The sequence below is a fragment of the Chloracidobacterium validum genome (assembly GCF_018304825.1).
Lineage (GTDB): Bacteria > Acidobacteriota > Blastocatellia > Chloracidobacteriales > Chloracidobacteriaceae > Chloracidobacterium > Chloracidobacterium validum.
On sequence record NZ_CP072648.1, the window covers coordinates 1496062 to 1522715 of the forward strand.

Annotated in this window: 18 protein-coding genes; 9 read left to right on the forward strand and 9 right to left on the reverse strand. The window is 61.1% G+C overall.

Annotated features, from left to right (window positions below; genetic code table 11):
- Positions 1-41: 41 nt before the first annotated feature.
- Together J8C06_RS06215 and J8C06_RS06220 are read right to left on the reverse strand one after the other, a co-directional pair.
- Positions 42-7646 (reverse strand): tetratricopeptide repeat protein, encoded by a 7605-nt coding sequence (locus tag J8C06_RS06215; RefSeq protein WP_211427862.1) that lies wholly within the window; start codon positions 7644-7646, stop codon positions 42-44.
- 203 nt (positions 7647-7849) lie between these two features.
- Positions 7850-9334 (reverse strand): aspartyl protease family protein, encoded by a 1485-nt coding sequence (locus J8C06_RS06220; protein WP_211427863.1) that lies wholly within the window; start codon positions 9332-9334, stop codon positions 7850-7852.
- Positions 9335-10028: 694 nt separating this feature from the next.
- Here J8C06_RS06220 and J8C06_RS06225 point away from each other — a divergent pair.
- On the forward strand, positions 10029-11072 hold the full coding sequence (locus J8C06_RS06225) for a zinc ribbon domain-containing protein (protein ID WP_211427864.1): 1044 nt from the start codon (positions 10029-10031) through the stop codon (positions 11070-11072).
- Positions 11073-11097: 25 nt separating this feature from the next.
- Here the strand turns inward: J8C06_RS06225 and J8C06_RS06230 are convergent, their stop codons facing one another.
- The 3 genes from J8C06_RS06230 to J8C06_RS06240 all read right to left on the reverse strand — a co-directional run bounded on the left by J8C06_RS06230 (position 11098) and on the right by J8C06_RS06240 (position 15064).
- Positions 11098-11736 carry a cation transporter gene (locus tag J8C06_RS06230; RefSeq protein WP_211427865.1) on the reverse strand — a complete coding sequence of 213 codons (639 nt, stop codon included), beginning with the start codon at positions 11734-11736 and terminating at the stop codon, positions 11098-11100.
- Between the two features lies 1 nt (position 11737).
- On the reverse strand, positions 11738-12862 hold the full coding sequence (locus tag J8C06_RS06235; protein WP_211427866.1) for an ArsA family ATPase: 1125 nt from the start codon (positions 12860-12862) through the stop codon (positions 11738-11740).
- A gap of 108 nt (positions 12863-12970) precedes the next feature.
- Positions 12971-15064, reverse strand: a complete 2094-nt coding sequence (locus tag J8C06_RS06240) for a SpoIIE family protein phosphatase (protein ID WP_211427867.1) — start codon at positions 15062-15064, stop codon at positions 12971-12973.
- 120 nt (positions 15065-15184) lie between these two features.
- Here J8C06_RS06240 and J8C06_RS06245 point away from each other — a divergent pair, with 120 nt between their 5' ends.
- From J8C06_RS06245 to J8C06_RS06255, 3 genes are read left to right on the forward strand one after another with little or no spacing between them, the layout of a single operon-like run.
- Entirely contained in the window at positions 15185-16009 is an 825-nt protein-coding gene (locus J8C06_RS06245; protein WP_211427868.1) for a glycosyltransferase family 2 protein, read from the forward strand.
- 35 nt (positions 16010-16044) lie between these two features.
- Complete coding sequence (locus J8C06_RS06250; protein ID WP_211427869.1) at positions 16045-16872, forward strand: Uma2 family endonuclease; 828 nt, start codon at positions 16045-16047, stop codon at positions 16870-16872.
- A 36-nt stretch (positions 16873-16908) separates the two neighbouring features.
- Entirely contained in the window at positions 16909-17754 is an 846-nt protein-coding gene (locus J8C06_RS06255) for a Uma2 family endonuclease (protein ID WP_211427870.1), read from the forward strand.
- A gap of 23 nt (positions 17755-17777) precedes the next feature.
- Here J8C06_RS06255 and J8C06_RS06260 read toward each other — a convergent pair whose 3' ends face one another.
- Positions 17778-19379: a glycosyltransferase family protein gene (locus J8C06_RS06260; RefSeq protein WP_211427871.1), complete on the reverse strand. Its 1602-nt coding sequence runs from the start codon at positions 19377-19379 to the stop codon at positions 17778-17780.
- Complete coding sequence (locus tag J8C06_RS06265) at positions 19354-19572, reverse strand: hypothetical protein (protein WP_211427872.1); 219 nt, start codon at positions 19570-19572, stop codon at positions 19354-19356. Before J8C06_RS06265 ends, J8C06_RS06260 begins: the two co-directional genes overlap by 26 nt.
- A 393-nt stretch (positions 19573-19965) precedes the next feature.
- On the opposite strand from J8C06_RS06265, the gene gcvT reads away from it, so the two are divergent.
- From gcvT to J8C06_RS06290, 5 genes are all read left to right on the forward strand, one after another.
- Entirely contained in the window at positions 19966-21060 is a 1095-nt protein-coding gene (gcvT, locus tag J8C06_RS06270; RefSeq protein ID WP_246601992.1) for a glycine cleavage system aminomethyltransferase GcvT, read from the forward strand.
- Between the two features lie 35 nt (positions 21061-21095).
- On the forward strand, positions 21096-21482 hold the full coding sequence (gene gcvH, locus J8C06_RS06275; RefSeq protein WP_211427873.1) for a glycine cleavage system protein GcvH: 387 nt from the start codon (positions 21096-21098) through the stop codon (positions 21480-21482).
- Between the two features lie 62 nt (positions 21483-21544).
- Positions 21545-22888, forward strand: a complete 1344-nt coding sequence (gene gcvPA / locus J8C06_RS06280) for an aminomethyl-transferring glycine dehydrogenase subunit GcvPA (RefSeq protein WP_211427874.1) — start codon at positions 21545-21547, stop codon at positions 22886-22888.
- A 5-nt stretch (positions 22889-22893) separates the two neighbouring features.
- Positions 22894-23997: a histidinol-phosphate transaminase gene (gene hisC / locus J8C06_RS06285; RefSeq protein ID WP_211427875.1), complete on the forward strand. Its 1104-nt coding sequence runs from the start codon at positions 22894-22896 to the stop codon at positions 23995-23997.
- Positions 23994-25004, forward strand: coding sequence for a 5-oxoprolinase subunit C family protein (locus tag J8C06_RS06290; protein ID WP_211427876.1), 1011 nt, complete (start codon positions 23994-23996; stop codon positions 25002-25004). The genes hisC and J8C06_RS06290 overlap by 4 nt, the downstream gene beginning before the upstream one ends.
- On the opposite strand, the gene J8C06_RS06295 is transcribed toward J8C06_RS06290, so the two are convergent.
- Positions 24949-25914, reverse strand: a complete 966-nt coding sequence (locus J8C06_RS06295) for a 5-oxoproline transporter, DUF979 family subunit (protein ID WP_211427877.1) — start codon at positions 25912-25914, stop codon at positions 24949-24951. The two genes, J8C06_RS06290 and J8C06_RS06295, sit on opposite strands and share 56 nt — an antisense overlap.
- Entirely contained in the window at positions 25907-26623 is a 717-nt protein-coding gene (locus J8C06_RS06300) for a 5-oxoproline transporter, DUF969 family subunit (protein WP_211427878.1), read from the reverse strand. The genes J8C06_RS06295 and J8C06_RS06300 overlap by 8 nt, the downstream gene beginning before the upstream one ends.
- Positions 26624-26654 lie beyond the last annotated feature (31 nt).

Below are 26654 nucleotides of genomic sequence, written 5' to 3' on the forward strand. Positions count from 1 at the left end.
CCTTTCCAACCGGGTACCGACCTACCTAGTTAACCATCCCGCTAGCGAAGCGTGCCAAGCGTATCAGTGAAATCGAGGTCACTCGTCGGCGTCAGACCAAAGAGGGTTTTGAGTGCTGGTTGCTGGTCGAGCCGCTGCCGAGCTTCGGCCAACAGCCGTTCGGCTTCCTCCACCGTCGCTTTCGTGTCGGCTATCCCACGCAGCGCCTGAGCAAAGCGCAACGCGGATGGCTCATCCCGCTGCGCCAACGCCACGGCGGAAAGCCGTACCAACAACGCTCGCTGTGCGGTCTGTCGCGCCGTTGCAGCCTCGCGGGCAGCAGACTCATACGCAACCGCTGGCGGCGTCCCCACCGGCTGGGTGTAAGCAAAGTTCAACGAAACAGTATCCACGGCACTTTCGGGAGAAAGGACTTGGACATTACTTGCCAGCGCCAATGCCAAAGCGGCTTGATTGGAGGCCAGGGCCGCGCGAATGACGTTCTCACGGTCAGATGAGCGGCTTTCGCGGAGGGCGCGCACATACACCTTTGCCGCTTCACCGGGTCGGTTCGTGCGCTCCAGAAAATTTCCCAAAGCGAGTTGCGCCGTGGTGGCATAGGGTAGCTGGGCGGCCTGCTCGAATGTTTTTTGCGCTTCGGTCGTCCGTCCCAGAGCATCCTGCAAGGTTGCCAGGACAGTCAGGTTTTCCGCGTCAACGGATGTGGATTTGCCAACCCAGGTTTCGCCAACGGATGGCTGTCGGCGCACAATGGCTACTAGCTGTTCCAGGCCGCGGGCGCGTTCTTCCGTGGATAGTCGCCGGTCCAGCGCCACGTCATACAGGTGGGTAGCCGCTGCCGCAATGTCGCCGGTACGCGCCAGCATCCGCGCCAGCTCGATCCGGTTTTCGGCATCGCCCGGAAACCGCTTGTAAAGCTGCTGACGCCACTGGAGGGCCGAAGCATAAGCGCCATACGTTGCCGCCAGCGCAGCGGCGTCACCAAGTGTTTGCGTCTGTGGGTCGCGTGCGACCAGCCGCGTAAGCTGCTGGAGCGCGGCATCCGTTTCCTGACGCATGAACTGGGTTTCGATTCGTCCCAGCGCGGTTGCCAAGCTGCTGTCCTGAACCGATTGCAAGCGATAGTACGTTTCCAAAAAAGCCAGGGCGGCCCCGGCTTGTCCCTCATTCAGTAGCAGGTAGTAGGCATGCCGCGCCCGTTGGCCGGCGTCATCGCTGCTCGGTTCGGCGTCATTAGTGGTTTCCTGCGACTCGGCGACGAAACGTTGCAGTCGTTCGACGGCGGCCGGGAGGCGGTCGCTGCGGATGTCCACCACGGACTGCGCCATCACCAGCCACTCCGGCGCAACCGCGAAATCCTCCGGCTTGGAAACGTAGAGGTCGGGGGGCGCATCCTCACGCATCCGCCCAAACAATGTTTCACGCAGGGTCGCCATGCCCCGCAGTTCCCGTTCAGCCTCGGTATAAGCTTTTGAAGCCACCAACGCCGCCGCCCATGCTTGCTGCACCTGTGATAGTGCGCCGGCCAATGTCTCGCCGTTGAATGAATCTTCAGTGTAAAGCTCGTAGTCGCCGCGCGAGTAAGCATTGAGAATTTGGTTGGCTAGCTGCTCGTTCACCAGCCGGTAACAGGCCGTCCGCATCCGCACCGGCAAGGCATCGGTCAACGTCAGGCGCAGTCCCAGCCGTGTGTCGTCCGGCACCGCCGCGATCACCCGGAGGAACAACGGCACAATGACGGCCTCGGCGGCCGGACGCTCGCGGGCCAACGTGGTTAGCAAGCCCACCAACGGTTCGTAAGCGTCTTCATCCGCGCGCTCACGAAGTTTGCCGATCAGAAACGCTTCGACCGGCGGCAGGGCGTCATTGAGCAGTCCATACCCCGCCATCACCGACAGAAAGGTGAGGTGGGCCTCTAGCGCCCCACGCCGGTTATCAAGTATCCGCCGCCAAGTCCCCAGCGCTGCGGGTTGGTTGCCCATCTCATAGAGCGCCGCGCCTTCGGCGGCGAGGGCTTCTGGGTTTTCCGGCGCCAGCTCACGCGCCAGACGAGCATGCTCAAGGGCTTCTGGGTAACGCTTGCGCGCCCGCAGAAAGTTTGAGAGCGCCGTTTGCGCTTCTGCTGAACGCGGCGCGGCCTCAGTTTCAGCTACCAAAAAACGCAGCGCGTCGGCTGCCCGCGCGTCATCGAGCGTCAACCAGATGCCGTAGTTGCGAGCGGTACGGAACCAGTCCTCGCCAATGACTTCACCCGCCGGATCAGGTTTCCGATTGGCTTGTTCACCAATCGGCCGGAGTCCGAGCACTTGCCGGTACATCGCCTCCACTTCTGGGGACTGGTTGCGGAAGTAGAGTTCGAGCTGCGCCAGCCGCGCCTTTTGCCAGGCAGCCGGTTGTCCGGCATTTTCAATGGCCAACCGCGCCAGCTCTTTTTCGCGCACATAGACGAAAAAGTTGATGACCTGTAACTGATAGGGCGAATAGCTCGCGGCCAGCCGCTGAAGCGCCGCCCGGTCGCCCTGCTGATGAAGTAACTGTAAAAGGCGCGTCACGAGCGGCTGCTCGTCGGAAACCAGTGCCCCGGTGCGTTGTCGGTAATACTGCTCCAGAACGCTTTTCTCAGCCGCCACGTCGCCAACGTTGCGGCAGAAATCGGCGCGCGCCGCAACGAAATCAAAGCTTCCCGGGAAACGGTCACGCGCTTCCTCCTCCGCCAACAGCTTGAGCGCGGCCGTGGTATCCAAGCGCGCCTGATAAAACGCCAGTAACCCACGGAGCGCGTTGACGTAGCCGGGGTCGGTGGCCGACCGACGGGCTGCCTGGGCGGCGTCCTTGGCGCGGATCAGCGCCGTTTCATACGCGCGGTAGAGGGAGGCATTGGCGGCAAGTGCGGTCAGCCGTTGGAAGTCGGGCGAGTTGACCACGGCGCGCATCAGGCGCTGCGCCAGTGCGTTGTCTAGTTCGGCAAGCTGGGCGGCCGTGGCATAGTCACGCACCAGCTTGGGGAAGCGCGCCGGACGAACGGTGGCGTCAAGAAGGTCGCGCCCACGGCTGGTCATCGAGGTTTGCGGCGCTTTGGCCAACGCCGCTGCGAGGGTTTCGAGCTTCCCAAGCGCGGCGACGGCCGATTCACGATACACGACCGTCCGCAGCCAGCGCGTGACATCCTCTTCACCAAAGACTTCTGAACCTGGTGACTTCATGACGCGCCCGAAGCCTTCGTCATAAAAGCCACCGGCTTCAGCCACGAAGCCGGCCGTGAGGAGCGCCTCGGCGGCTGAAAAGTAAACTTGCGCGGACAACTGCTTGCGCTTCGAGAATGACTCCCGCAGGGCAGCGACAGCCTGGTCGGGCTTGCCCTGTTCGAGATACACGTCGGCGGTTGCCGTGGCCCACACTGGGTTTTGCGGATCGAGTTCGGATGCGCGTTTGAGCGTGGCGAGGGCTTCGTCGTAGCGTCCGGCCTGACGGTAAGCGACCGCCAGCGCCTGCCTGAAGTCACCGCGTTGGGGTTCGTTGACAACGGCCCTGGCATATTGCGCCGCCACGCCTCCAAGATCGCCCTGAAACCGATAGATTTCGGCCAGGACGACATTCCAGCGATAGTTGCGATCAGCCTTCGTAGCTAAATCACTGTAGTAGCGGACAAGGCGCTCCAGCAGATTATGCTGCTCGGCGTACTGCAAAGCCGTTCGCAACCGCGCCAAGTCTTCCGGCTCACGGTTGATCAGCTCGATGTGCTGGTCAACCGCCTCGCCATGACGCCCCAGGCGCGTCAAAACGCGGATGTAGCCCCCGCGCAGTTGAGCCTCGTCAGCTCCGGCGGCCAGCGTGGCCAGCCCCTGCTTGTAGAGCGCCGCTAAGTCGGCATCCCGCTTGGTGTCACCCAGCAAGTCGGCGAGTTGGGTGAAGGCTTCGGTATCGGTTGGATTCGCCGCGTACCATTCCCGCAACGTGGCTTCCGCATTCGCCACCTGGCCAGCTTCGCGCTGCCGCTTGGCCAACTGGAGCGTGAGCGTCCGGCGATAATCCCCAACGGCAAGGCTCCGCGATGCCTGGGCCAGCGTCACAGCTTTGTCAATCGCGCCAAGTCGCCCGTAAAAGCTGCCAACCTCCTGCGCCACCCCAAGGTTATTGGGGTAATCGCGGGCAAGGCTGTCGAGCGTCCGCAGGGCATCCTCCCGCTGGTTGCGGTTTTCAAAAAAGGATGCCAGTTGAAGCCGATACTTGATGTTTTCGCGTTCATCACGCGCCAGCGTCACCAGCCGCTCCAGCACCCGACGCTCATCGGCAGCGCGCCCGGCACGGCGAAACTCATCACGAACAACGTCCAGAAATGGAAGTTCCGTACGCTGGGCAGCTTCGCGCGCCAGGAGGTCGAATCCGGCGTCGCGTTGCTCGGACTGCTTCAGGTAGCTGAAGTAACCCAGTACGAGGTCTGGGTTGTTTTGCTTGGCCAGTCGCGCCCGGAAGGTAGCTTCGATGCGGGCGGCGCCATCTTTCCGCCGGGACAAGGTTGCCAGCCGCGCAATGACCTGCTCGCGTTCTGGGCCGGCGGTGGTCAGCGCCGCCACATATTCCGCCAGCGCCAGGTCACGCTGCTGCCGCTCTTCGTAAAGTGCGCCAAGCTGATAGGCGTACAGCGTGTCATCCCGCAGCCGCTCGCGCAGCACGCGGAGTGTCTGAATCGCGTCATCGTAGCGGTAGTAGTCCCAGTACAGTGTGGCCAGCTCAAGGTAAGCCTCTGGATTGCCCGGCGCGCGTTGGATAAGTTGCTCCCAGTAGGCTTTCGCGCCCTCCCAGTCGCCGACCTCGGCCCGGACTTCGCCGGCCAGCGTCGGGAAGCGGCTTTCCGTTGGATAGACTTTGGACAGTCCTGCCCACACGCTGGCGGCTTCATCGCGCGCGGTTGGCAACACTGGCGCCAGCGAGCGCAGTAACGTTGCCAGCCGTTCGCTGTAATAGGCATCCCCAGGGTACTTCGCGGCCAGCTCCCGATAGGCTTCGATGGCTTCCTCATGCCGCGAGAGCCAGAGCGCGGCGTCGGCGGCAAATTGCCGATAGCTCGCGCTGGGTTGTGCCTTGGCCGTTTCGTAGCTCGCAGCCAAACGGTTCTTTTCGGAAAGATAGGCGAGATATTCGTTGCGCAGGGTCGGGTCGGCGAAATAGTACTGCCCGGCCAGCCGCGTCCAGTCCATCATGCGGTTCGTCGCCCGGTAGTAGGTCAGTAACCCGCGCACGAAAAACAAGTTGGTGGGAAAGCGGTCATGGGCAAACCGGAAAAGCTGCAAGTACAACCGCGCGTCGTTGTTGTTTTCGCCAAGTTGAACGTCCGCGAAGAACGCCTGAAGGTAAGCGGCCAGGTCTTCGTCATCGAGCGCGGCGACAAGTTGCTTCGAGTATTCGGCAAACGCAGCCTGGCGCTCGTTCCGCACAAACCACCGCGCCAGGCGATGCCGCCAAGTGTTGTCGCCGAAGCGTTGCACTGCCTGCCGATACGCCCGCAGTTGCTCGTCCACTAGGCTTTGCTGCCCTAGCCACCGCAGCAAACGCTCATACAACCCCTCCTCACGCGGATGCTTTTTGATTTCACCGTAGAGAAAGGCCAGCGTCGGATTGGGGACTGGTTTAGCGGCCGGAGCGCCAGCGGCGGACTCATTGGCGTTTTGGGATTCGGCGGCAAAGCTGGCGATGACGCGCTCCAAAACCGAAGCATAGGTTATGGTTTCTCTTGGCTCGACCGTCCGGCCGAGGTAGTCGCTTGGGTAATCGTAAAACTGGAAGTCGTCCTGGTCGTCGCTCTCGTTGGCGTCGGTTGGGTCATAGATGCGGTAGGAAGACGCCGTCAGCTCAGCCGAGCCGGATGGCAACGCCTCTGGGGTGAACACCCAGCGCCGCGCCGAAACCGGCATCAGTGCCTTTCCACGGGGGTGTTGCGCCGCCAACCGGTCGAGCAGCGCCACCAGTCGTTTGCGCTCGTCTGCTCGTCGCCCCAGCCGCGCTTCGGCTTCCGCCGTCTGCAAGGCAATCTCGGCAGCGTTTGACGCGGTCGGAAAGTCCCGCACAAACGCATCGCCAAGTTTGATGACGGTTTCATATTCGCCCATTGCCGAAAAGGCTTGAAGCAGCCTGGACTGGAGCGCCGGGAGCTGCGCCGACTGAGGGTATTCTGTCTGAAGCGCGGTAAAAAAGCGGTAGGCCAGCGCCCGGTTGAAGTATGCCGTTGCCGAACGGTTTGCCCGATCATATTCACGCGGGATGTTGTTGCCGGCCAGAATGAGCGACAGCACACCGTTGAGAAAGCCCGCGCCCTGGTCAACTTGGGCAATATCGGCGTAAAGCGACAGGTCGCCCGCGCTCAGTGTGACGCCGACATCACCGGCATCGAGCAGCGCGGCGGCCAGTCTGGCCAGCGTTGCCTCCCGCTCCGGCGAACCTGGAGTAGCCCCACCTGTGGCGTGCAGCGAATAGAGAAACCGGGCAGCCAAGTCGTACTGCCCGATGTTCATGCCCATGGTGGCGGCGCGGTCGAGTTCATCGCGTGACCAACCGGTTTGCGCGCGGCGTTTCTCCAGGTCCATCAGGGTCTGGGCCGCGGCTGACAGGTTTCCCTCATAGGCCAGCACATTGAACAACCTGGCAGCCGTATCGAAGTCGGTGGCTCCCTTGCGGAAACGCTCTTGAAGCTGGCGACGGTAAGTTCGGTAGCGACCATATCGCCGGAGGAACTCATACCAATCCCGAACGACCACCCGCGGCCACAGCGGGTCAAAAGCTCGGTCATAGACGGCAATGGCGGCGTCGCGTTCTCCGCGCCTGTCATACAGGCTTGCCCGTCGTTTGAGAAAATAGGCAGCTTCATCGGGATACTTTGGCTGCCACTCGTCAAGCGCGCGGAGCGCGTCATCGAACTTTGACGTTGCCTCCAACCGCTCCAGGTAACGCTTCAGGAAGGTTAGGTCTTCAGGGTATCGCTCGATGAGTTGCCGATAAAAAGCCGTGACATCAATGCCGCGCAGGGCATGGTTTTGCGCCAACGCCGCCAGGCGATCGGCAATGGCCTGGCGCTCGACAGGCGACGGCACGAGCAGCGCCAGACGTTGAAGCGTACGGGCTTCCTCGGCGTAGAGACCGCGTCCATGCTGGAAAGCCGCCAGACGGCGCAGCCCATCGGCTCCTTCAGGACGCAAGTTGGCATAGCGGGTCATCAGTTGGATGGCCTTGGGCGTGTTGCCCAGGTATTCGTTCAGACGCGCGCCATAGCGGAGCAGGCGCACGTCAGCCGGATATTTGGCCTGCAACGCCGCAATGGCCGCTTCGGCTTCCACGAATGGCAGGGGAACAAATGTCGTGCCACCAAAAAACGTCTCGGTGCGGTAGAGCGCATCCCGCAACTCGGCTGGCGTTGCCCGGCTGGCGTCAGTTGTCGGCTGGGCCGCCGGAGTTGTCGGCTGGGCCGCCGGCGGCTTGGACGGAGCTGGCTTTTGTGTGGGCGAACCAGGCGGTTTCGACTGCGCCGCCACCAGCCGGTATGGAGTCGGCCAGTGTGGAGCCGTCAACGTGAAAACCAATGCGGCAAGCGCGAACGCGCGCGCAAAGGGCAAAGGCCGCCAACCGGCTTGCCGAGCGTGACACAAACGATTCATGGGAGGCGCACCCCATTGAGTTAGCAGTCGGGCACCTGCTGAACGCGATGTTGAAAGCACGCCGGTATTTTGCTGGAATGACTTGCGAGAAGCAAAAGAAAAGCGGCGCGCAGTCAACCTGCCGCCGCTCAAGAAGCTTTTCAAGATGGTTGATGGAGACTTTGAAGCCAGCTCTGAGCAAGCTGGTTCAAGAAGCTGGTTGTTCAGGGACGTGGTGGATCGCTGCTGGCCGTTGGCGGCACATCCATCTGGCGCTTGACGATGCCGTTTGGCGTTGGCGTCAACGCAATCCGCTGGTGGCGAAAATCAATCTCGATTCGACAGTGCGTGAGGAAATCCCCGCCTAAAATACCGCTCTGCTCGAAACCAGACGACTCGTTCAACCGGCGCATGTCAATCACCGGCATCCGCACATCTGTTCGCACCAAGTCATAAATGCGGAGAGCATTGACCTGAAGCACCGGCACTTTCTCCGCGGCTCCGGCAGCGCCGACAATCCGCACGCTCTGGTTGGAGAGAATTTTCGATTGCCAGTTGTGGCGTTCAACGACCGACTGATCAACGACCGAGGCGCTCGCTCCCGAATCCAGAATAAAGTTCAGGATTTGCCCGTCATCGAGTTGTGTTTCCAGGCTGATGAGTCCGCTTTCCGTGACGCGGAAAGGCAAGCGCGTTGTTCCCTGGCTAACGGCTGGTTCCGCCCCATCCTTGAGCGTGCCCTCCCGGGGCGCATAGCGCAAGCCTAGCAAGTGCTGTGGATAGTCCAGTGTGATGGCAAAGTCAGATAACGTTGAAAGCCCGATGAACCCGTCCACACGGCTGCCATTTTCTGTGACGCTTTGAATATCTCGAAGATAGACCGGCACCGTGCCCAGCTTGATGGGTCCAATTTCGAGCGACTTGAGCACGCCATACACGATGGGAAACATCCCGTTCCCCCCAACCGCGCGCGCATAGCCACCCGCCGCCACGGAGCGAACACCAATTTTGGCTGCCGTTTCATTGGAAATCACGCAAGAACTGGCACCGGTGTCCAGAACGAAGTTGAACGGGCCCTTGCCATTGATCCGTACGTTGATGTGCGGACGCCGCCCCCGTAACTCGAAGGGAATAAACGCTTCGGCTTTTTCCTGAACGACGTTGATGCGCGACGTTCCAAGGTAGGTATAAAAACGGATGACACCCTCGATGCGTTCCCGGCGCTCGACGTCGGTCTTGGGTGCAAGACGCAGAAAGTTTCGCAAAGATTCGGCCGCAAAGTAGAAATTCTCCAACCGCGAGGCAATGCGGGCGGCAAGCAGGTAATAATCTGGTTCTTCCGGGCTTTCGTTGATGGCCGTGCTGATAAGCTGGGCTGCCAAGGCAAGTTGATTCTCATAGCAAGCCAGCTCGGCAATGCCGGCAATGGCAATCGGATTGTCGCGCTTGATGGCCAAAGCCGCCTTCAGGGACTCAAAACCGTCCCGAAACAAACCGGCCCGAACGAGCGCCAGTCCTGAAAGCGCCAGGGCGTCACTATGCTTCGATGGTAGTTGAAGCAACGGACGCAGTTCTTCATAAGCCGCAGCATGCTGCCGATTCTTGATGAGGACGTAAGCCAACCCGCAGCGAACCGTGGGCGCATTGGCGTCTAGCGCCAACGCTTGGCGGTAGGTCTGCTCCGCCGCTTCAAGCTCGCCGTTCCGCATCAACTTTCGCCCTTGCTTCACCAGGCTATTGACTTGGCTGCTCACTTGGCGTTGCGCACCCGGTGATTCATCTCCGCTCGCCGATGCTGGGTATCCCCAAGCTTGGGGGTTCAGTCCAACCGTGACAAGCGCCAAGCAGAGACTGACTGAGAAACAAACTCGCTTCTCAGTCCTTACCAGCAATCGGGTAGTCAAGAACCGAAGCCGCATGACTTATCCTCCCGTGGGTAAGCAGATGAGACAAATCCGTGCAGGCAAACGCATCACCAGGGGGAAGCGATGGTTTACACACCTAACAAGAGTGGAGAGGGTCAAAGCCGAGGGTGTCGGACGTCGAATGTCTTCTAGCCCAAAAGCCTTAGTGGGCGAAAAAACCTGAGTGGGCGAAAAAAGAAGAGAAACTAATCGTACTACCGGCTACTTTATGTTGCGTGGTGCTACTATAACTCAACTATCTCCTAGGTGCAAAACCTCTGTCAGACAAACCCGCGCCCGAAAATCGTGGCTTTCCTGGTGAGAGAATCTAGGCAGGGCTGAGACGGCATTTCCGGAAACGTGAGCCACCCAACACTTTTATACGAAACAATCCAGACTGCGGCTCAACCGGAATTCTTGTTTACCCACCAAGCTTGGATGGCTACGATGTAACCATCTTACGACGTATTGGGCTGCTCGATACTATCCACCGCTAGCCATGAAAATCATCTGCCCTGAATGTCAAACCGAAGCCGCGCCGGGCATGAAGTTTTGCCGGAACTGCGGCGAGAAATTACCAGAGAACGGGACTCCGTCAGATTCGGCAGCAACCGTCATCGGCACAGCCTTGCCTCCGCCCGACAGTGTCCAGACGGTTGTCAACGCTGCCGTTGCGCCGCCAAAACCGCCACCAGATGCGCTCAAAACCGTGGTCGGGCAGGCAATCACGCCGCCCAACCCCTCGCCAGATGCCCTCAAAACGGTGGTTGGGCAGGCGGTCATGCCACCCAAACCCTCACCAGACGCCCTCAAAACCGTAGTTGGGCAGGCAGTCACGCCGCCCAAACCCTCACCAGATGCCCTCAAAACCGTGGTCGGGCAGGCGGTCACACCGCCTACCCCCGCGCCCGAAGCTCTCAAGGCCGTAGGCGGGGCGTCTGCACCCAGCTCGTTAGGTGAAGCTCCGCAGGCAGTTCGGCCAACGCCGGAAAGCACGTCTGTGGCACATGGGGAGGATTCCGCCGACCGGAGCGGCAATCGTTTCGTTTACTTTATTCTGGTGCTGGCCGTTCTTGGCTTTCTGGCCGGGCTGGCCATATTTCTGACGGTTTATGTCTTTGGTGAAAAGCCCAATCCGGTTCCGGCAGCGACCAAAATCGGCACGGAGATTCTGGATTCCTCCATTACGCGGCTTGAGCTGTGCAGCTTTCGGACACTTCCAAATGAGCCGGATTCGTTTGATGCGCAAACTGTCGCCAATACGTTCCCGCCTGGCATTCGGGCCGTTGCCGTCCGAGTAACCGGACAGCCCCCAGTGAACGGTGATTACCGGATTGTTTGGCGACGACTTGAGTCACCGGCACCGTTGATGGCGCAGTCCATCCAATCCTTCACAGACACGCAACAGGCGGTTCGGTTGCTGTATCAGCCAGACGGCAAGCCACTCCCAGCCGGGAACTATGCGGTTGAAATCCAAGACAGTGACCGCCCGTTGGCGCGCGCCTATTTCACCATTGGCAGCGCAGCCAACCAACCGACATAGGCCTTGTGGAAGACTACCGACTGATTCAGGAGTTCGCCGAGGGGCGCTGACTTGCCGCAGCGCGTAACTCACCGACGGATGAAACGAGAACCCGGCTGGCTGAGTGAAGCAAGAGCAAAACTAGTCCGCTGGCGATAATCAGGTCTGGCCACGCCCGGCCGGTCAGCCACACCAACCCGGCCGCGGCCAGCACGGAGATATTGGCGGCGACGTCATTGCGGGAACACTCCCAAACAGAACTCATATTGATGTCTTCCTGCCGGTGCTGCCAGAGCAACCATAAGCAAGTACCGTTTGCAGCGAGACCAAGCAGGCTGAACAATCCCATCACTTCAAACAGTGGGACGGCCGGAGAGATGAGGCGCTGGACGATTTGCGCCCCAACCCCAACCGCCGCGAGGAAAATCAGGCCGCCCTTGAACAGAGCCACCCAGGCTTTGGCGGTTCGATCCCGCGACACCACATAGAGACTCAGTCCGTAGGTCAGGGCATCCCCCAGATTGTCCAGGCTATCGGCCAACAGGGCGGTCGAGCGCCCGTACAGCGCCGCTCCCGCAATGACACCAAACATCACCGCATTGATGGCGAGTGTGATTTGCAGCGTCCGGCGCTGGCGACCGCGCAGTGTTTCAATGGCGACTTCGTGATTACAGCAGCTTGCCATATCAAGCAAAGGTAATGGTCAGGGTGTCGCCGCTGTAATCGGCCCCAACGGCTTCTTTACTCCGCACTTCCGGCGGCAGCGCAATGTTGCGCTTGAAGTGTCCGATTTCAAGTACAAGCTCGCCAGCTCGGGTCACCAAGTCAAGCCGTTCCAACTCAAGATTGGGCAACTTCAGCTTGAGGGCCGACTGTCCATCCGAACCCGGTTCAAGCGTCATCAGTGGCGCCGGTGCGCTGTGTTCAAGTGGGTCCTGGGTTTTGAAAATCTGCTCGGCCAGAGTGGTGAGCGCCGAAAGACCGATGAGGGCTTCCGCTTGCTCCGGAATCTCGATGACCGGCAGCCCGTCCGCCTTGCGCTTGAGGAGCGCCATGCCTTCCTTCTGGACCGGCGACTGTGCATTGACGCGATTGACAAAGACCCGATCAACCGGACATTCGTAAAGATAGTGATACGTTGCAAGTCGAAAGCCATCCGTCACGGCCAGCGGTTCTGGTTGGGTTACGAGTCGGTGGGAAGTCACCTCTGGATTGACCAGCGCTGCCCGCATTTCGCTCACCCGCTTGCTCACCTCCGGGAGCATGTCCATTGGGTTTCGGCTTGGGAACAGCGCCTGCATGACCGGCGTCGCCAACAGCGACAGGCGGCGGTACCAGGTTTCAACGCTTGAAAGCAACCACTTGAGGCCTTCCGGCCCGGCCAGCAGGGTCATCATCCCGGCCGTCGGTGGCGTATCCACCACGACCACGTCATAGCTTCCCTCGCTGATCGCACGCCAAATTTCGGTCATGGTCGTCAGCTCTTCAAGCGCCGGAAACAGGACGACTTCCTGCACATAAGCCGATTTGCCCGTGCCAATTCCGCGCAAAATCGTGGCGACATAGTCCTGCACCTGCGACCACTGCGCGCGCATTTCCATCATGGCGCTGACTTCGCGCGCATCCAGATTGGGAGCAATCGAGGTTGGGGCGTGCCCGATTGAAGTTCCGATGACATCGCCGAGATTGTGTCCGGCGGTGACGCTCATCAGTAGCGTCTTGTGGCCGCGGGCCGCGCAGGCGAGCGCGGTGGCCACTGACAGCGTGGTTTTCCCGACGCCGCCCTTGCCAAAATACGTCACGATCCGCATAGGTTTTCCTTTGAGAAAAAGACGGTGGTGATCCTTTTCAACGATATGCCGACCAGAGATTGAATGCCACACCAAGGCGCAGCCTAGTGGACTGCCCCACCAGTCGCCCTACGCTTGCCACTGCACGCCAAGCACCGTGACATCATCCCGCTGGGCAGCCTCTTGACGGTACTGCTCAAACGTTTGAACCAACTCGGCTTGCTGAACGGCCGGGGGCAGCGCGGCAAGCCGTTCGAGCAGCGCACGGAAACGATTGGTCCCGAAGTTTCGGGAAGCAAGTACGCCGTTTTGATCCGTGAAGCCATCACTGGCAAGGTAAAAAGCGCGAATGGTGCTGAGTTGGGCTGACCATTCCAAGAAAGCCCGACGTTGTCCGCGCCGGTCGCCACCAATGCTGCGGCGCGTGCCTTTGATTTCCTGCAAAGCGCCATCCATCGGCACGACATACAGCGGGCGGCGCGCTCCGGCAAAGATCAGGCGCGCGGTGCCGTGCTCGATGTAACAAAGGGCGACTTCCATGCCATCGTCGGTTGCCGCCGGGCTGTTTTGCTCCTGCCGCAGGGCGCGGCGAACTGCTAGGTCAAGGCGTTCAAGCAAAAGTCCTGGCGCGGGCGTGTCCACGACCAGCCGGTTGAGCAGGTCAATGCCGATGAGCGCCATGAAGGCTCCGGGAACCCCGTGACCGGTACAGTCACCGACGCCCACATATACGCCGTGGGCGGTGTGGTGAATCCAGTAAAAATCACCACTGACGATGTCACGCGGAAGAAAGAAAACAAATGCCCCACAGCCGCCGATCCGCGCCAGGTCATCGGCTCCCGGCAACAACGCCTGCTGGATGCGTTGCGCGTAGGTCAGGCTGGCGGTGAGTTCGACTTGCTTTTGCTCAAGCGCATCGCGCTGCTGCGCGATCACTGCCGTCCGTTGCCGGACCTTGTCTTCGAGATTGTGGTTTAGGGCATCGAGTTCACCGTACACACGGGCAAAACGGTTAGCCAGCGACAGGGCCATCGAGAGCAAAATCGCTCCCAAACCAACGTGGGCAAGCGAAACCGTGGCATAGAGACCCAGTCGCACGCCCAGGATGTCGTTCAGGCTGCAAGCGACTGAGATCAGGAGTCCGATGCCGATGGTTCGCGCTTCTGGGTTGCCCCGTCTGGCTTCGACAACGACCAGTATCACTGACAGGAGCGGAAACAACAACGCCAACAACACCCGCGGCGTCGAGGTCAAAAGCGAAAACGTCACCCCTGGAATGATGACCACCGTGATGGCTGACAGCGTGAGCAACCACAGGTAAGCCTTGACGAACCACCCCATCTTCCGCCCAAAGAGTGTCCAGAGAAAGCAAGCCTGCGGCACAAGGAAAATAGCTATCGTAAAGCTGTTGAGCCGCCACAGCGTCACGTAATCAATCCACTCCGAAGCCCACCAGCGGGCGCCGGCACCGTACCAGTTGAGACCAAACAGGATGGCAAAGAGACCAAACCAGAAGTATTCCCGCTGTGAACGGCGACGCAAAAAGAAGAGCAAGTGAAAAAACCCGGCCAGCAGAAAAACGAGCGCAAGCACCAAATCACCTACCTGCGCTTGCTTGCGTTCCGCGATGGCCAGGTGGACCGCCTGCCCAACCTGCGTCGCATTTCCGAGCAGAAAAAGCCCGCCCTCAAAACCGCCACCCTGGGGAGTTCGGCGCATACTCGCCGGGAGTTGCCAAAAACGGATGGCAATGACCAGCGGCTGGTCCGGCACGATGACCTCAGCCGGCACGAAGAAGTACTGTGGATGGGGAATGGCAAAAGCATCGGTGGCAGCCCAACGCCCGAAGCGCCCGACCAAGTGACCATTCACAAAGACTTCATAACTTGCCCAGTCCACACCGGCGAGCGCCAACCCCAGCCCGGTGCCCGAACCGGGGGCGGCCGGCGGTAACGGCACGGTTCGGCGGTACCAGGCCACGCCGGCATACCCGCGATAGCCTTGCTTACCCCACGACTGCGCAACGCTGATCTGGGGCCAAGGGATGTCATCCCAGGACGACATTGCCCAACGCAGGTCGTCGCCGGTTTGAAATCGCCACCGTCCATCCAGTGATATTGGTTGCTCTAACCGTAAGCTGCGCGCAAGATGCTCTGGCGAGAACGACTCGAGTGCGAACACGCTGCCCTGTGAAGACAGCCAGCCCAACCAGAGCCAGATCATCCACCGGCCGCAGCGCAACCAATCACCTGAAATCAGACTGTGGTATGTCGAGCGCGCGGTTATCATTGTGAAAGCAAGCTAGCCGGTTGCACACCCGTCTGTAAGCGAGTCAACGCACGGATGCCTTCCCTTGCCGTCGTCATCATTGCCCGGAATGAAGCAGCTCGGTTACCCGCCGCGCTCGACTCGGTGGACTGGGCCGACGAGCGAATCGTTGTGGTGGACGCTTCGACGACAGACGACACGGCTGAGGTCGCGGCTTCACATGGCGCGCGCGCTGTTTTACATCCCTTCACTGGCTACGCGGCTCAACGCAACTTCGGCGACACGCTCACCACTTGCGACTGGGTCTTTTGCCTGGATGCCGATGAGCGGGCAACGCCCCAGCTACGTGACGTTATTGGTCAGGCTTTGCGCGCACCGTCTCCCTATACGGCTTTCACGGTCCGCCGCCGCAATCGTTACCTGGGTCACTGGGTACGACACGGCGGCTGGTATCCAGACCGGCAACTACGTCTTTACCGGCGTGGTGCGGGAGTGTGGCGCGGTGAGTTCATCCATGAATCTTTCAAAGCGGAGGGTTCGGTCGGGCATCTCGATGGGGACATTGACCATGAGGCTATCACTTCCCTTGCCGACCACCAGTCCAAAATGAACCGCTATACCGACCTGGCCGCCCAGGCGCTACGGGCTTCGGGAACGTCCATACCACTCTGGAAGCTGTTGCTTTGGCCACCGGCAACATTTTTCAAAACATACCTCCTGAAGCGCGGCTGCCTCGATGGGTTTGCCGGCTTGTGTATTGCCTGGTTCGCCGCGCACTACGTGTTTCTAAAATATGCCAAAGCGCGGACTCTCGCCGCGCCAAACGACGGTGTACACTCGACTAACGATGCAGCGGGTGAACAGGGGCGCGAAAAACGCCGCTCGCCGGTGCTACACTAGGCACGACCGCCGCCTGCTTGAAAGGGGAAACCGGTATGCCGATTTTATCCGAGTTGGCGCTTCCGACCATGGATGACCTCCCCAGCGAGTTTGAAGGAGAGGAAGCCTTGCCTGACGAGTTTCACGCTTTCCTGGCTTACTTGCTCATCGAGACCTTCCGTCCCCCCAAGTTCCTCCCCGACCGCTACTTCTCGGCACTCGACATGTATCTCTACTACCAGGCGCAGCCGACCTTGCACGGGCTGCGTCCCGACTGGTTTGGCGTCGTGGATGTGCCGCTGCTGCGCGAGGGGCGGCAGCGGACGAGCTTCGTGGTGTGGGAGGAAAAGGCCACGCCGCTCATCATCGTGGAGGCGCTTTCGCCCGGCACGACGCGGAATGACCTTGGCCGGGGGGCGTTGCCGGCGCAGGACAGCCCGACGAAGTGGGAGGTGTATGAGCAGCATTTGAAAGTACCGTACTACGTGACGGTGAATCACCATCGGCGGCCGGCGGAGGTGCGGTTTTTCCGGCACGATGGGGTTGGGTTGCGGGAGGTGACGAGTGGGGAGGGGCGGCTGTGGTTGCCGGAAGCCGGGTTGGGGATCGGGATTTGGCGCGGGCGGTTCAAGCGGCTGGAGGGAGATTGGGTGAGGTTTTACGATGCGGAGGGACGGTGGCTACCGACGGACGAGGAGCGGGCGGCGGCGGAACAGGCGGCAAAGGAGCGCGAACGAGCAGAGAAAGAACTGGCTTGGCGGCAAGCCGAGCAGGAGCGATTGGCGAAGGAAGCGGCTCTAGCGCGCGAGCAACAAGAACGAGCTGAGAAAGAACGCCTGGCGGCGAAGCTCCGCACGCTGGGCATTGACCCAGAAACCCCGTGAATCAAACGCAAGCCCTAAAATCAAGGAGCACTCACCATGCCTGCCTTATCTGAGTTGGCGCTGCCGACCATGGATGACCTCCCCAGCGAGTTTGAAGGAGAGGAAGCCTTGCCCGACGAGTTTCACGCTTTCCTGGCTTACTTGCTCATCGAGACCTTCCGTCCCCCCAAGTTCCTCCCCGACCGCTACTTCTCGGCACTCGACATGTATCTCTACTACCAGGCGCAGCCGACCTTGCACGGGCTGCGTCCCGACTGGTTTGGCGTCGTGGACGTGCCGCTGCTGCGCGATGGGCGGCAGCGGACAAGCTTCGTGGTGTGGGAGGAAAAGGCCACGCCGCTCATCATCGTGGAGGCGCTTTCGCCCGGCACGACGCGGAATGACCTTGGCCGGGGGGCGTTGCCGGCGCAGGACGGCCCGACGAAGTGGGAGGTGTATGAGCGGCATTTGAAAGTACCGTACTACGTGACGGTGAATCATCATCGGCGGCCGGCGGAGGTGCGGTTTTTCCGGCACGATGGGGTTGGGTTGCGGGAGGTGACGAGTGGGGAGGGGCGGCTGTGGCTGCCGGAAGCCGGGTTGGGGATTGGGGTTTGGCGTGGGCGGTTCAAGCGGTTGGAGGGGGACTGGGTGAGGTTTTACGACGCGGAGGGACGGTGGCTACCGACGGACGAGGAGCGGGCGGCGGCGGAGCAGGCGGCAAAGGAACGGGAGCGCGCGGAGAAAGAACGCGAGCGTGCCGAGAAAGAGGCAGCCTGGCGGCAAGCCGAACGGGAGCGCGCCGAGAAAGAGCGTGAGCGTGCCGAGAAAGAGCGTGAGCGTGCCGAGAAGGAACGCCTAGCGGCAAAGCTTCGCGCCCTGGGTGTTGACCCGATGGACTGATGACAGCCAACTGTTCGGAGACATCACTGGCGGGTGCGCCCAGCCGATGAATGGCGGCGCAGCACGGTAAACGTTCCCCGCTCGGAGACCCACACGGTGGAAAAGGCTTCATATCCTTCCGGACGCTGCTGAAGCTTCACGTCCAGCGCATCGCCGCGCCCGACAACCAGCCAGTCCACCGTCGCCGGGATGGACGACGCCAGCCCATGCCAGGACTGGCTGCCTTCGTGAACCACCTGAGCATAAGACAACCCACCTTCGGCAATGACCGACGACAACTCTCCGGCGAAAAGCGCGACCTTGGAAGTGATGGACTGAGACCGTAAAAACTGCGCCAGCGCGTGGCGTTCACGACCAATCGGCGCAAACTGTACCCGGTAGGCTTCTTGAAACACGGAAAGCTGATACACCCCATCCCGTAGCAGCCACACCGACTGCCCTAGGCAAAGCGAGCCGCCCAAGAGCACGACCTTCCATCGCCAATCAGGAAAACGCTGCTGGAGTGCGGCGACACTCACGGCAACCCCAAGTCCAAGTACCGGAAGCGCCCCCAAGCCATAGCGATTGTTCAAAAAGAGCGGATAGATCTGGATATTGCCCGAATACAGGCTGTAGCCAGTAAACAGCGGCGGTAGCGCCAAGAGTGCCAGCACAATCGCTGTCGCCCCCATCCGGCAGCGGTTTTGCGCGACATTGCGGGCTTGTGCGACATTGACGATGACGGTTCCGAAACCAACGAGGCCAAGCGCCGTCGTCATTGGCGTCGCGCAGATGACAACGGTGACGCCCAACACGATTCCAGCATAGAGCGGATGCCCAACGACGAAACTCAAGTAGCTCAACGCCTCCCGGTGGCGCGTGAAGTAGCCACGGGCTGAATAGAGGCCATCGAGGAACTCCAGCGGTCGTCCATAAATCGCCCAGTTATGCCACAACCAATACACGACACCGCTGCCGGCAATCCCCAACCAGACTCCGCCATCCACGAGCCGTAACCAGCCGCGATGTGGCGTTCGCCAGGCCACAATCACGAGACCAGCCGGGAGTAAAACCCAGCCTTCGTAGCGGGTGAGGATGGCCAACAACCCCCAGAAGGCAGCCCTGATGAGCAGGGCGCGCCGCGGCTCGACCATCCAGCGATGCAGATACCAGGCATTCCCAAGCAAAACGGCTAGAAACAGCGGCTCGGTCAGTGGCGTGGTCTGCACGTATAGCAGCGAAGGATTGAGTACGAAAGCCAGCCAACCAACGGCGGCGGCCATTCGGGATTGGGTGAGGTCAGCCGCCAAATGAAAGAGGAACGTGGCCGCAACAACAAAAGAGACCAGTGAAACCAAGCTTCCGGCAAGCCCCGTCCGCCACAGCCGATCGGAGGCTGTCAGCGGCGCGGCCAAGACGTGTGGCAGAGGAAGCCATGGACTCCCCAGTTGGATGTACCGCTCCCACAGGGATGCGCCGGGCGGCGCATCCACCAGTTTGCGGGCAATTGCCAAGTGCGCTTGCCCATCGCCATACAGGTTATGCCACCCAGCAGCATACACCCCAACCAGGGTAAGTCCACCGACGAGCAACGAAGCAAGTGCAATACCCCACGTTGTGTCAGACCGTCCGCTGACGCCGGACACACTCCCAGTCGAAGACCTGCCGGGCACGTACGTTTTCAGTTGCCACGGCCAGTGCCGAGACCAAGTCATCCTCGAACATACTGGGCTGGAACGTTGGGGTTGAGTGTCGGTCACGCCGGACCATGCGCCGCACGGGCTTGGGGGTAGGTGAAGTAGGGGATTTCAACGCATCGGGCACAAACTTAGTCGTCATGATTATTTCCTCCTTACCGACATCGCGCACTGTACGCCACGGCGGTCGTGAGGAAACCACCGCGCGTCAGGGCGCAGAAAAGGGCGATGGGGCAGGTCGCGTGTAAATGGCGGGAATCCTCCGTGAGGCGCAAGAAATGGCGACTGGCTCAATCAGCCGCCCACTATGGTAGGCCGCTCCAACCAAACCGGCAAGCGCTTCAGAGTCGTGGTGGATCAGGAGCCAGCCAGGCGCGGGCCAGACCGCATTGCCGTCTTCTGAACTGATGACTCCAGCAGCCGTGGCACGCTACCTTGACCCTTCATCAGCGTGGTGTTAGCTTCGCCGTCTTTGATGCACGGGGTTGCCGTTAGATTTTTTGGGTTCACGTTTTTGATTTGCAAAGGTTGCTGCGTGTCTTCTGAACTCCGCCAGTCACCACTCGATGCCCTACACCGTTCGCTTGGCGCAAAAATGGTGCCGTTTGCCGGTTGGGTCATGCCGGTTGAGTACGGCGGACTCGTCGGTGAACACCTGGCCGTGCGGATGGCTGTCGGCCTGTTTGATGTCAGCCACATGGGCGAAATTCTTGTTCAGGGACGCGATGCCCTGCGCTTCATCCAGCACACGACCTGCAATGACGCCGCCCGGCTGGTGGATGGTCAAGCACAGTATTCAGGACTTCTAACCGAACAAGGCACGTTCGTGGACGACATTCTCGTGCACCGCTTTGCCGAGGACACCTACTTCCTCTGTGTCAACGCGGCAAATACCACCAAAGACGCGGACTGGCTCACGCGGCAGGCGACCGGGTTTGATGTCAACGTACGTGATGTTAGCGCCGAGTATGCGCAACTCGCCGTGCAGGGCCCCCGCGCCGTCGCCTTGGTGCAGTCGCTGACGGTAGAAGACATCACGAGTCTTGGTTATTACCGATTTCGACGCGACGTCGTCGTGGCCGGCGTGCCAACGCTGGTGGCGCGGACAGGCTACACTGGCGAAGATGGCTTTGAACTGTACTGCGCGCCGGGTGATGCCGCGCGGCTCTGGACGGCCCTGACTGAAGCCGGAAACCCAACGCCCTGCGGACTCGGTGCGCGCAACACGCTCCGTTTGGAAGCGAAAATGGCGCTCTACGGCCATGACATTGATGACACCACGACGCCGCTCGAAGCCGACCTTGGCTGGATGTGCAAACTCAGCAAAGGGGACTTTCTCGGACGTGGCGCCCTTCAGCAACAAAAAGAAAGCGGGCTGACGCGCAAGCTGGTCGGCTTTGAGGTTGAAGACCGCGTTCCAGTGCGCGACGGCTACCCACTGGTCGCCGATGGACAGGAACTGGGGCGCGTCACATCGGGCAGCCCATCCCCGTTTCTCAAGAAAAATATCGGACTGGCGTATCTTCCGATTGACAAAACGGCGGTCGGGACGCAAGTGTTTGCCGTGGTACGTGGACGCGAAGTTCCCTGCCGTATCGTCCCAACTCCTTTTTACGCGCGTCCCAAATAAACACGGCGCGCCAACCATCCTGGCGAGGGTTTTTCATGGCGAACTATCCCGACGACTTGCAATACACCAAAGACCACGAATGGATCCGCATCACGGGTGACACCGGGCGGGTCGGCATTACGTTTTACGCCCAGGAATCACTGGGCGACGTTGTTTATGTGGACCTTCCAAAGGTCGGCACCACGGTCAAGGCCAATGAACCGTTTGGCTCGGTCGAATCGGTCAAGGCCGTGAGCGAGCTGTTCTCCCCAGTTTCTGGCGAAGTTATCGAGATCAACGCCAAACTCGCCGACGCGCCTGAACTCGTCAACTCGTCGCCATACGACGAAGGCTGGATGATTGTCATCAAGCTCTCTCAAACCAGCGAAGTGGACGCGCTACTGAGCGCGGCCGAATACGAAGACTTCATCAACGAGAAATGACGCGCTCCGGCGACCAGCCCACGCCCCCATCGGCTCGTCGCCCATAGCGTCTCCCGTGACCCATGCGCTACATACCCAACGCAACGCCGGACCAGCAGGCGGACATGCTTGCCACGCTTGGCGTGTCCACGATTGATGAACTGTTCCGGGGCATTCCTGACGAACTCAAGCTCAAGCGCCCGTTAAATCTTCCGCCCATGGCGAGCGAGGCGGAACTCACGAGCCTTTTTGAACGGCTGGCCGGGCAAAATAAGCGCCCGCAGGCGTCGTTTCTCGGCGCGGGCGTTTACGATCACGCGCGACCGCTCATCATTGACACGCTCGTGTCCCGGTCGGAGTTTTATACGAGCTACACGCCTTACCAGCCGGAAATCAACCAGGGAACACTCCAGGCGATTTTCGAGTACCAAACCTTCATCTGCCAACTGACCGGGTTGGATGTCTCCAATGCTTCGATGTATGACGGCGCGACCTCGCTGGCCGAAGCCCTGTTGATGGCCGCGCGGCTGACGAACCGCTATCGGGTCGTCCTGTCGGAAGGCATTCATCCCGAATACCGGGCCGTGTGTGAGACCTATGCGCGCCGGGCCGGGATCGAACTGGTCTATGTGCCCTTGGCCGAAGACGGCACGACGGCGTCGGTGGAAGCGCTGGTCAATGATGCGACAGCCTGCGTGGCCCTCCAGTCCCCGAACTTTTTTGGCTGCATCGAGGATGTCGCGCCGGTGGCGGCCGTCGCCAAACGGCATCAGGCGCTCACGGTAGCCACGGTTGCGGAGGCGCTGTCACTTGGTTTGCTGACCCCACCCGGTGAAGCTGGGGCCGATATTGTCGTTGGCGAAGGGCAATCGTTTGGCGTGCCGCCGTCCTTTGGCGGGCCGCACCTTGGTTTTTTTGCGGCTCGTGACAGGTTCGCTCGCCAGATGCCGGGCCGTCTCATCGGACAGGCCTTCGACGCGGAAGGCAACCGGGGTTTTGTCATCACCCTGGCCACGCGCGAGCAGCACATCCGCCGCGAAAAGGCAACCTCAAACATCTGTAGCAACGAAGGCCTCTGCGCGCTGGTTGCCAGCATCTTTCTAGCGACGGTGGGACGGCGCGGCCTACAGGAATTGGCACTGCGCAACCTTCAAAAAACGGCGTACCTGAAGAGCGTTCTCACCACGCTCCCCGGCTTCGGGCTACGCTACGCCGCGCCCGTGTTCAATGAGTTTGTCCTGACGACGCCGGTTCCGGCGGCCCAGATCGTGGATGAATTCCTGGCCGAAGACATCCTGGCCGGACTGCCGCTGTCGCGCTACTTTCCAGAGCGCACCCACGAGCTACTGGTCTGCGCCACCGAAAACACAACCCGCGCAGCCATGGATGACTTCGCCAGGAAGCTGGCGCGCTTCGGTGCTGGCTGACGGCAATGCGAACATTGGACGACCTCATCAAGCCGTCGGTGCGGCGGCTAGCAGCCTACACGCTGACGCCGCACCGCGTCCCTATCAAGCTCAATCAAAACGAAAACCCCTTTGGCGTTCCGTCGGCGATTGTCACGGAGACGCTCCGCCGCATCGCCGGACGGGATTGGGCGCGGTATCCCGACTTTGTCCCAACCGACTTGCAGGCAGTGCTGGCGCACTTTGCCGGCTGGCGGCCAGATGGGGTCGTCGTCGGCAACGGTTCAAACGAGATCATCCAGGCCCTGCTGACGATTTTGGTCAGCCCTGGCGTGGCGGTCATCCTCAGCGAACCCACCTTCACGGTCTATCGCCTCATGGTCGAAGTGCTGGGTGGAACGGTCGTCAACGTCCCTCCACGAGCGGATTTCAGCTACGACGTTCCGGCAATGCTCGATGCCGCGCGCCGCACCCAGGCCGCCGCCATGATTCTTTGCTCACCTAACAACCCAACTGGTGTGACCGTTGCCGAACCGGAGTTGCGGGCGGTGTTGTCCGGTTTCGATGGTCTGGTCATGCTGGATGAGGCCTACCATGAGTTTTGCAACCAGAACTTTGTTCCCTTACTGGCCGACTTTCCACGGCTGGTTGTGCTGCGGACCTTCTCCAAAGCCATGGCGATGGCAGGGGTGCGGATCGGGTACGGGCTGGTCGCGCCTGAACTGGCGGCAGAACTCACCAAAGCCAAGTTGCCCTACAACGTGAACTTCTTTTCTCTGGTCGCCGCGCAGGTCGCTGTCGAGCTATATGATACGGAGCTGCGTCCACTGGTTGAGCAGATTCTCCAGGAACGTGAACGGCTGACGGCGGCCATGTCCGACGTGACGTGGGTCAGGCTGCTCCCGAGTCACGCCAACTTTCACCTGCTGCATACGCCCCAGGTCACCCCGCACCGTCTCTTCGAGGCGCTGCTCGGTCGCGGCATCCTCATTCGCGATGTGAGCCGGTATCCGTTGTTGGGCGAATATGTGCGCTTCAACATCGGAACGCCCGACGAAAACAACGCTTTGCTAGACTTCTTCGCCAGTACCCACCCGGACGACTTCGACGAACGACGCAGGGGTGAGTGACAACCTTGAGCCTTCGCGTGGTAGAAGCCGGGTTCTACGCCACCGTACAGGACACCGGCCGCGCTGGATTTCAGCGCTTGGGCATCCATCGGAGCGGGGTGCTCGACTGGCTGGCCCCGGCGCTCCTCAACACATTGCTGGGCAACCCACTGCGTGCTGCGGTGGTCGAAATGCACTTTCCGGCCCCGCGTCTGCGGTTTGAGCAAGCGGCGGTCTTAGCCATCGGTGGGGCGGACTTTTGCCCGATGCTTGATGGCCGACCGCTGGCCAACTGGCGGCAATATCGTGCTGAACCTGGGCAAACCCTGACTTTCCGCGAACCGCGCCGGGGACGCTGGGCGTACTTGGCCGTTGCCGGTGGACTGGCCACGCCACGTTGGTTGGGAAGCGCCAGCATGACGCCCTTTGCTGGGCTAGTCGGGGTCCTGGGCCGCCCGCTTGAGGCCGGAGACGAGCTACCGCTGCCAACGCTGGCGCGGCTCGGAGACAACCGGCTGGCGTTGTCGCCGACGGTTCTTCCTCGATACACCTCCGATGAAAACTGCCCGATTCGGATTGTGCCAAGCGCGGAATTCCACAATCTCGACGACGCCAGCCAAGCGCGCCTACTGAGCGAAACGTTTGTCGTTGGCGCAGACTCAAACCGTATGGCCACCCGCTTGGAAGGCGTTGTGCTGCGCTTGACCGAACCGATTGAACTAGTGTCTTCGGCCGTTGCGCCGGGCGTGATTCAGCTTCCGCCGGACGGTCGCCCCACAGTGTTGCTGTCCGACGCCCAAACGACCGGGGGTTATCCGCGCATTGCGCACATCATCACGGCCGACCTGCCCGCCTTCGCGCAGCGCCGGCTTGGTCAAACCGTGCGTTTCACGCGCACGACGCAACTCGAAGCCGAACACGCCACCAGCAACCTGCGGCAAACGCTGCGGCGGCTTGCGGCGGCGGTTGCCGTCACCGGTGCAGCACATACAATCCAAAAACCAGCAGGTGCGCCGGCCACAAGATGACGGCCAAGCGCCACTGCATCCGCAGGACGGCATAGTTGTCTGCCAATCCATACAGCCCCACGGGCAGCAGATTGAAGTTTGCCGCCATCGGCGTGCAGAGCGTGCCGCAACTGCCGGCCGTGAGGCCGAGTATGGCAACCAAAGCCGGGTCCAGCCCAAACGGAGCGATGACGAGCGGGATGCCAATGCCGGTCGTGATGACCGAAAAAGCCGCGAAGGAGTTGCCGACCAGCGCCGTGAAAAGCGTCATGCCCAGAAAGTACGCCGCGGCCGCGCCCCAGACGTTGCCGGCTGGCACGACCCGGCCAACGGCATCCGACAGCAGCGCGCCGACACCGGCCGCCGTAAAGAGCAGTCCCAACGACGCCAGAAGTTGCGGCAGCAGGTGCAGCGGGCCAATGGCTTCGGTCAACTCGCATCCGGCGTCAAGCGCCGTCGAAAGGGGAAAGCGTCCGGCCACCAGCGCCACGCCAACGGCGACGACGCCCCCCAGCGCCAAACCAATGACCGCGCCCCGTCCGACATCGCCCCCGGCCAGCGCCGTCAGGCCGGCGACGCCGAAGGTGATCGCCGGAATCGTCAGGACGGGCCACAGCGCGCGGCTTCCTGGCTCTGCCGAGTGGGTGCCTGGCAAGGGCGTTGCCTGCCAGCGAACGCCACCGGCAGCCTCGATGCCGACCAGCCCCACGACCAGCACGCCGTCTATCCAGTAGGGCAGCCACGCCCCGCATCCAAACAAGACGCCCAGCGTGAACCAATAGGCGACGGCCGGCCAGCGGCGGACGCGGCAGCGGTCGAGCGCGATACGAATCGCATAGCTCCACAACAAACCGCCGATGAGCGCAAAGGCGACGTCGAATGTCGCCGGATGGGCAATGACGCGGGCCAGGCGCGACAGACCTTCAGCCATGGCGGTCGGCCTCACCCTCGGCGGACTGGGCGCGACTGAGTCGCCGCTCCAGCCAAAAAAACTGCACGGCCCCCACGCCAAGCGACACGGCGACAATTGGAATCGCACAGAGGGAAAGTTTCACGACATCCACCGGATACCCCGCGCCGCTCATCACGCCGGCGACAAGCAAGCAACCGGCGGACGCCGGAAAGAGGTTTTGACCGAAAAAGTTTCCGTAATTTTCTGCTGCCGCCACGGCCGCCTTGGCGTCAGCTTCACTGGACGCCGTCGGGCGCGGCAAGACGGCCGTTGCCATTGGCGCGACAATCGGACGACCAAAGGTAACATGGCCTTGCAGTCGCAACCCCAGCGCCCCCATGACCACCCGCGCCAGATGAAACCCAACGAGCACCCGCGCCAGTGAAACACTGGCGAGCTGTCCCATGAAGCGCGCCATGGCTGCGTGCAACCCCATGCGTTCAGCGAGACCAATCGCCGGTAATGTCAGCAAATAAAGCGTGATGACCCGATTCTCGACGAAAGCCTTGCCGAGCGTATCCAGCATGCCTGGACGCGCACTGCCAATGAGCGGCATCCCAGCCAGCCAAGCAGTGATGAAGCCGGCGCCGAGGACAACCGGACCGGTCGGCCAGCGCCGCGCCAGACCGACGACCAACATCACGACGCCAAGCAACTTCCAAGCCGGCCAGGCAAGCCATGCGTCCATAGGCGCTGTTTTCAGTTCAGGTCACGAGCAG

Excerpts from the sequence above, each read along its gene's own strand:
- J8C06_RS06215 (WP_211427862.1), bottom strand. The coding sequence starts at position 7,646 with ATGAATCGTTTGTGTCACGCTCGGCAAGCCGGTTGGCGGCCTTTGCCC.
- J8C06_RS06220 (WP_211427863.1), bottom strand. The coding sequence starts at position 9,334 with ATGCGGAACGGCGAGCTTGAAGCGGCGGAGCAGACCTACCGCCAAGCG.
- J8C06_RS06225 (WP_211427864.1), top strand. The coding sequence starts at position 10,029 with ATGAAAATCATCTGCCCTGAATGTCAAACCGAAGCCGCGCCGGGCATG.
- J8C06_RS06230 (WP_211427865.1), bottom strand. The coding sequence starts at position 11,736 with ATGGCAAGCTGCTGTAATCACGAAGTCGCCATTGAAACACTGCGCGGT.
- J8C06_RS06235 (WP_211427866.1), bottom strand. The coding sequence starts at position 12,862 with ATGCGGATCGTGACGTATTTTGGCAAGGGCGGCGTCGGGAAAACCACG.
- J8C06_RS06240 (WP_211427867.1), bottom strand. The coding sequence starts at position 15,064 with ATGATCTGGCTCTGGTTGGGCTGGCTGTCTTCACAGGGCAGCGTGTTC.
- J8C06_RS06245 (WP_211427868.1), top strand. The coding sequence starts at position 15,185 with ATGCCTTCCCTTGCCGTCGTCATCATTGCCCGGAATGAAGCAGCTCGG.
- J8C06_RS06250 (WP_211427869.1), top strand. The coding sequence starts at position 16,045 with ATGCCGATTTTATCCGAGTTGGCGCTTCCGACCATGGATGACCTCCCC.
- J8C06_RS06255 (WP_211427870.1), top strand. The coding sequence starts at position 16,909 with ATGCCTGCCTTATCTGAGTTGGCGCTGCCGACCATGGATGACCTCCCC.
- J8C06_RS06265 (WP_211427872.1), bottom strand. The coding sequence starts at position 19,572 with ATGACGACTAAGTTTGTGCCCGATGCGTTGAAATCCCCTACTTCACCT.
- gcvH (WP_211427873.1), top strand. The coding sequence starts at position 21,096 with ATGGCGAACTATCCCGACGACTTGCAATACACCAAAGACCACGAATGG.
- gcvPA (WP_211427874.1), top strand. The coding sequence starts at position 21,545 with ATGCGCTACATACCCAACGCAACGCCGGACCAGCAGGCGGACATGCTT.
- hisC (WP_211427875.1), top strand. The coding sequence starts at position 22,894 with ATGCGAACATTGGACGACCTCATCAAGCCGTCGGTGCGGCGGCTAGCA.
- J8C06_RS06295 (WP_211427877.1), bottom strand. The coding sequence starts at position 25,914 with ATGGCTGAAGGTCTGTCGCGCCTGGCCCGCGTCATTGCCCATCCGGCG.
- J8C06_RS06300 (WP_211427878.1), bottom strand. The coding sequence starts at position 26,623 with ATGGACGCATGGCTTGCCTGGCCGGCTTGGAAGTTGCTTGGCGTCGTG.